Here is a 6,287-nt window from a genome sequence, read left to right on the forward strand (position 1 = left end):
TAGATGGCGTTATACTTCCGGATTTACCCATGTACGAATTTGAAACCCTGTACAAACCTTTGTTTGAAAAAAATGATTTGAAATTTATTTTTTTAGTAACGCCGGAAACAAGCGAAGAAAGAATAAAAAAAATTGATACACTCTGCAGCGGTTTTATTTATGCTGTTTCTTCTTCATCCACAACAGGTAAAAACAAAGCCATTGAGGGGCAAGAAGAGTATTTTAAAAAATTGCAACACATGAATTTAAAAAATCCTGTACTGGTGGGTTTTGGTATAAAAGATAAAGCCACTTTTACTGCAGCCTGCAAATATACCAATGGCGCCATCATTGGTACTGCTTACATTAAAGCTTTGGAAAATACCAGCAACATCACCCAAACCACTAAAGAATTCATAAATAGTATTATTGGTTAATTCATTCTGCAAAAAAGCAATTAAATTGCAACTTCAAATAAAAAATATGAAGCGGATTTTTCTTTTAGTATTTGTATTACCTGTTTTTACATTTGCCCAAACAAAACAAAAAGCAAAGCCAAAAACAAAAGTTACCATAAAGCCAACGGCTGTTGTAATAAAAGCTGCCGATGAATTTATTATTACAGGAGAAATTAAAGGTTTTGCCGATGGTACCAATGTTTCGCTTTTAAACGGACAAACTGGTGCGCCTGAATCTGAAACAACCATCACCAAAGAAAAATTTACTTTAAAAGGAAAAGCAACTACTCCCGATTTTAAAATATTGCTGTTTAATAAACAACAACCTTACACCACCATTTTTTTAGATAACAGCACTGTAAAAATTGCTGGTAAAAAAGAAAGCCTGGATAAACTCAGTGTAACAGGTTCACCTTCGCATAATGATTTTAATGCGTTCAATAAAATATTGGAGCCTTATCAAAATGTATTTGCACAAAACGCTGTGTACGATTCTGCATCGTTTACAAAAGCCGCAGAATTATGCAGCGATTTTGCAGGCAAGCATCCCAATTCTTTTATAACACCACTGGCCATTATCCGGTACAATCAAATAGCCGATGATATCAATAAAACGGAATCGTTGTATAATTTTTTAACAGCAGATGTTAAAAATACTCCGATGGCAAATTATTTGTCGCAGGTAATTACCGATGCTAAAAGAAATGCCATTGGCACATTACTTCCCGATTTTACACAGGCCGATACTGCAGGTATACCTGTTAGTTTATCATCTTTTCGTGGTAAATATGTTTTGATAGATTTTTGGGCAAGCTGGTGTGGCCCCTGCCGCCAGGAAAACCCCAATGTGGTTGCGGCTTTTAATAAATATAGAAATAGAAATTTTACCATATTGGGTGTATCGTTAGACAGGCCGGGAAAAAAAGACGACTGGGTAAATGCCATTAAAAATGATAACCTCACGTGGACGCATGTAAGCGATTTAAAATTTTGGCAAAATGCTGTGGCGCAGCAATTTCAAATTTTCAGTATCCCACAAAATTATTTAATTGACCCTGAAGGAAAAATTGTAGGTAAAAATTTAAGGGGCGAGGCATTGGAGAGAAAACTGGAAAAAATTTTCCGGTAGTCTTTGTTCCGACGGGGTCTTCATAGCAGTGCCGTAGTGCGCCGGCATGAGACCCCGGCGTTTAGAAAGAGCTTCAAATATTTTTACACCCACTCCTCATTTTTATATTTCTTTATAATTTGTTCCGCCGGGGTCTTCATCACAGAGCCTCAGTGCGCTGGCATGAGACCCAGGCGTTTAAAAGCGCTTCAACATTTTTACACCCACACCTCATTTTTATATTTCTTTATAATACAATGGAGTAAGATGTTTTTACACGCCGGGGTCTCACCCCACGCTTATTGCCCGGCAGTGAAGACCCCGGCGAAACGAAATTTTTATTTCCATTCTTAAGTGTTTAATAAGAGTAAAAATGCATTGCATTTTTACTCCTGTTTTTTTTACAAGCAGTTGTTTTTCATGGCATCAGCGTTGCCTCGATTTCTTCGGGACTCGATTCAAAGACATACCATTGGGCAGCTTTAAACATGTTTTGCACAAGCCCAACGTTAAAAAATATTTTCCACCTTAAGCCATTTTTTTGTAAATTTAAATGCCCCTTACACTCATTTCCCCACCTTATAAAATCGTAGCTGACTTTTTTAAACCCTTATTTTAAAACTGCTCTGTAGTTTTTGTTATTACAAACGCTAATCATTCCGCATTAATATTAGTGGTAATAACACAATAGCTGTTCACTGCAATTAAACACAACATTGAAACTTCACATTAAATACATGGTAAGCAGCCGTTGCAAAATGGAAGTAAAAGAGCAATTGAAAAAACTCGATCTTCATTTTGCAAATGTTAACCTTGGTGAGGTAGAAGTAATGGAAGATATCACAGCCGAACAGCACGATAAAATAAAAATTGCTTTGCTAAAATCGGGGCTCGAGCTTATGGATGATAAAAAAGCCATCCTGATAGAAAAAATAAAAAATGTAGTTATAGAAATGATACATTACTCCGATGAACTGCCTAAAACAAATTTTTCGGATTACCTGAGCCAAAAATTAAATTACGATTACACCTATATGGCCAATCTCTTTTCCGAAAAAGAGGCCACAACAATAGAGCATTTTATCATTATGCATAAAATAGAAAAGGTAAAAGAATTGATTATTTACGATGAACTGACCCTTACCGAAATTGCCTGGAAACTCCACTACAGCAGCGTGGCACATCTTTCTGCACAGTTTAAAAAAATAACTGGCTTAACGCCTTCTTTTTTTAGATCCCTTAAAAACAGAAAGCGCAATACTTTAGAAGATGTATAATTTCTTTTCTACATAAACCACGCTTTTAAGGGTGGGAATATTATAACTTTTATAAAGAGTTATGTAACAGTTTTCGCCTAATAAATACCACCTTTACAAACTGGTAATTATTTTACAATTTAAATATAACAATGGAAAACGGTAAAATTAATAAAGCCAAAAACATAAATGCACTCCACAAGGATAGCGATGAAGTTACCACCCCTCTTAACAACTCAACTGCAAATCCGGTTAAACAACAAAATATCCAGGAAGCGGACCAGCAGCCCCAGGTTCCAATTTCAACCCGTAACCACCTTAAGAAAGAAAATGAATTTGCTGATAGTGGAACAGATGATAATGAATCAGTGAAAGTAGATAAACCTGCCCCAGGCACCAATAAAAATTCAACTTCAAATAAAAAAGAGAATAAAAATATTTCGAAAGGGTATTTGTAAAAATGTTTTTCAGGCTTATAATAATTCTTTTTTAATTGACAATTTCTGGAATAGCAGCTTAAATTTTAATAAAGGGAAATGAATAAATCAATTGCGGTATTGAATAATCTTATTGAAATTAACATCGACAGGGGTGAAGGGTATGCTGCTGCCGCAAATGAAACCGATGAAGAGGATTTAAAAATCCTGTTCCCTCAATTGCAGCAAACAAGCTGGCAGTTTAAAGAAATACTTTGCAAAGAAGTAGAGCGATTAGGGGGCATGCCTGCCGATTGCACTAAAATAACCAATGGATTTTATGAAATTTGGACAGCTATTAAAACCGCACTTACAAATAAAGACCGTAAAGAATTACTTAAATTATGTGAGCATGCCGAACAGCTTGCCGTTAAAAGTTACGATCAAACATTGAACAGTATTACTGATGATATTACTCCGGAGCAGTTAAGCATCCTGCGCATGCAGCATCTTTTAATTAAAGCAGAACATCGTAAAGTAAAAACATTATGTGATATGCTGGCAGCTAATTAACCCGATGGCGGAGTTAATTTATTTAGCCTTTCGTTTCGCCGCGGTCTTCATAGCTGCGCCTTAGTGCGCTGGCATGAGACCCCAGCGTTTAAAAAGTGGTTCAAATATTTTTACTTCCACCATTCATTTTTATATCTCTTTGTAATTCAGTGGAATAAAATGGTTGCTAATCCTGACTACTAAAATAATTTCGTTCCGTCGGGGTCTTCATCGCATAGCTTTGTGCGCTGGCATGAGACCTCGGCGTTTTAAAAGAGCTTCAAATATTTTTACACCCACCCTTCATTTTTATATCTCTTTGTAAAGCAGTCAAATAAAATGTTTCGTTTCGACGGGGTCTTCATAGCTGCGACTTAGTGCGCTGGCATGAGACCCCGGCGTTTAAAAATAAAATAACGCACTGCTATGAAGACCCCGGCAAAACTGGAGAGCGGCTTTCTGTAAATTTTAACATCTTTTACACGCCGGGGTCTCACCCAAAGCTTATTGCTCTGCTGTGAAGACCGCGGCGAAACGAAATGTTTGCTTATCCATGACTAATAAGATAACGCACTGCTATGAAGACCTTGGCAAAACTGTAGAGCGGCTTTCTGTAAATTTTACCATCTTTTAAAACGCCGGGGTGTCACCCAACGCTTATTGCTCTGCTGTGAAGACCCCGGCGAAACGAAAATAATATTAACTGGCTTTCATAAAGCTGTGAGGTTTGTCATTAATTTTAATGTGTGAATTATATAACTTATTTCCAAAGTTATATAACATTAAGCCTTTTTAATAAGGTCACCTTTGTTTATTCCCCTTAAAATAAATTGATTGAAGCTATTTATAAAATATATGGTAAGTAACCGCTGTAAAATGGCGGTAAAAGAGGAGTTAAAAAAACTTGGTCTGCATTTTATAGTAGTAGATTTAGGCGAAGTGGAAATTATGGAAGACATTTCTGCAGCGCAACGGGGGGAATTGAAGTTGGCACTGCTGCAATCCGGCCTGGAGCTGGTGGATGACAAAAGAGCTATATTAATTGAAAAAATTAAAAACTCCATAATCGAAATGATTCATCAGAACGATGAAAAAATGACCATTACTTTTTCCAATTTTTTAAGCTGTAAATTAAACCATAATTACACTTACATGGCTAATTTATTTTCAGAAGTGCAGGGTACAACCATTGAGCAATTTATAATACTCCATAAAGTAGAACACATTAAAGAACTGATTATATACGGCGAACTGAACATTACCGAAATTGCCGATAAGATGAACTACAGCAGTGTAGCACATTTATCTACCCAGTTTAAAAAAGTTACCGGGCTTACACCATCGCACTTTAAAAAATTAAAAGACAGGAGGCGGACGCCGATAGAAGAAATTGGTAATACAAAACAAGACAATACAAATTTTGGCTAAGGGGTTTTTGAGGCTTGCCAACCCTGGTTAGTGAATTTGTTTTTAAAAAAAGTAAAAGGTTGGCAACCCTTTTCCACAAGGGAAAATAAATAAAACTGTTACAGTAAAAAAAATAGGTTATTATGCTGTTCAAATGAAAGCAAAAAAAAACATACCAAAAATAGATGCACAGCTCACAGAGCCAGGCGGGCATCCTGCAGCTAAGAAACTTATCAAATCTCCCAACCATTTTCCGGTGGTGGGCATTGGCGCATCTGCAGGCGGGCTCGATGCTTTTAAAAAATTATTGAAAGCTATTCCTGAAGATTCAGGAATGGCTTATGTGCTGGTACAGCATTTAGACCCTAACCACGAAAGCCTGTTGCCCGAAATACTGCAGAAAATTACTAATATACCGGTGTTGGAAATTGCTGATGATATTAAAGTACTCCCCGATCATATTTACGTTATCCCCAGCAATAAAATGATGGTAGCCACAGATGGTATTTTACAGCTTGCCCCACGCCCTGCAAAAAATAATACCCAACGCAACCTGCCTATTGACCTTTTTTTTGCTTCGCTGGCCGAAGTACACCAGGAACATGCTATTGGGGTCGTATTATCCGGCACTGCATCGGATGGCACACAGGGATTAAAAGCCATTAAAGAACATGGAGGCATCACTTTTGCACAGGACGAAGCATCGGCAGAATATGAAAGTATGCCCCATAGTGCAGTACAGGCAGGTGTGGTAGATTTTATTTTGCCGCCGGGAGAAATACCGAAAAAATTGTTAGAAATAACCAGTAAAATAAAACTGAGTGATGAGGAACTGCAAAACATTCCAAAGCAGGATGAAGATGTTTTCAGGCAAATCCTTTCGCTGCTCCGCATTCGTAAAGGGGTAGATTTTACCTATTACAAACAAACCACGGTACGTCGCAGGATTCTACGCAGGATGCTGGTAAACAAAAACGAAGGACCGGATGAATATCTTAAATTTTTAAGAACAAATAACCCCGAGCAGGATCTGCTGTACCAGGATATGCTGATACCGGTAACTTCTTTTTTTAGAGACAAAAAAACTTTTGATAATTTATGCAACCATGTT

7 protein-coding genes are annotated in these 6,287 nt (G+C 37.1%); all 7 read left to right on the top strand.

The genetic code is table 11. The features are described from left to right. The coding region (locus ACY651_RS09390; protein WP_462252007.1) for a tryptophan synthase subunit alpha at window positions 1–416 on the top strand (416 nt) is incomplete at its 5' end. 46 nt (window positions 417–462) lie between these two features. Continuing rightward, window positions 463–1,566: a redoxin domain-containing protein gene (locus ACY651_RS09395; protein ID WP_462252009.1), complete on the top strand. Its 1,104-nt coding sequence runs from the start codon at window positions 463–465 to the stop codon at window positions 1,564–1,566. Window positions 1,567–2,261: 695 nt separating this feature from the next. After that, the gene (locus tag ACY651_RS09400) at window positions 2,262–2,822 is read left to right on the top strand and encodes a helix-turn-helix domain-containing protein (RefSeq protein WP_462252011.1); all 561 of its coding nucleotides are present in this window, start codon (window positions 2,262–2,264) and stop codon (window positions 2,820–2,822) included. Between the two features lie 131 nt (window positions 2,823–2,953). Further along, on the top strand, window positions 2,954–3,259 hold the full coding sequence (locus tag ACY651_RS09405) for a hypothetical protein (RefSeq protein WP_462252013.1): 306 nt from the start codon (window positions 2,954–2,956) through the stop codon (window positions 3,257–3,259). A 78-nt stretch (window positions 3,260–3,337) separates the two neighbouring features. After that, entirely contained in the window at window positions 3,338–3,790 is a 453-nt protein-coding gene (locus ACY651_RS09410; RefSeq protein ID WP_462252015.1) for a PA2169 family four-helix-bundle protein, read from the top strand. 813 nt (window positions 3,791–4,603) lie between these two features. Next, window positions 4,604–5,197, top strand: coding sequence for a helix-turn-helix domain-containing protein (locus tag ACY651_RS09415; protein ID WP_462252017.1), 594 nt, complete (start codon window positions 4,604–4,606; stop codon window positions 5,195–5,197). A 133-nt stretch (window positions 5,198–5,330) separates the two neighbouring features. Further along, a partial coding sequence (locus ACY651_RS09420) for a chemotaxis protein CheB (protein ID WP_462252019.1) occupies window positions 5,331–6,287 on the top strand: 957 nt, incomplete at its 3' end.

Source organism: Ferruginibacter sp. (assembly GCF_031391665.1).
Lineage (GTDB): Bacteria > Bacteroidota > Bacteroidia > Chitinophagales > Chitinophagaceae > Ferruginibacter.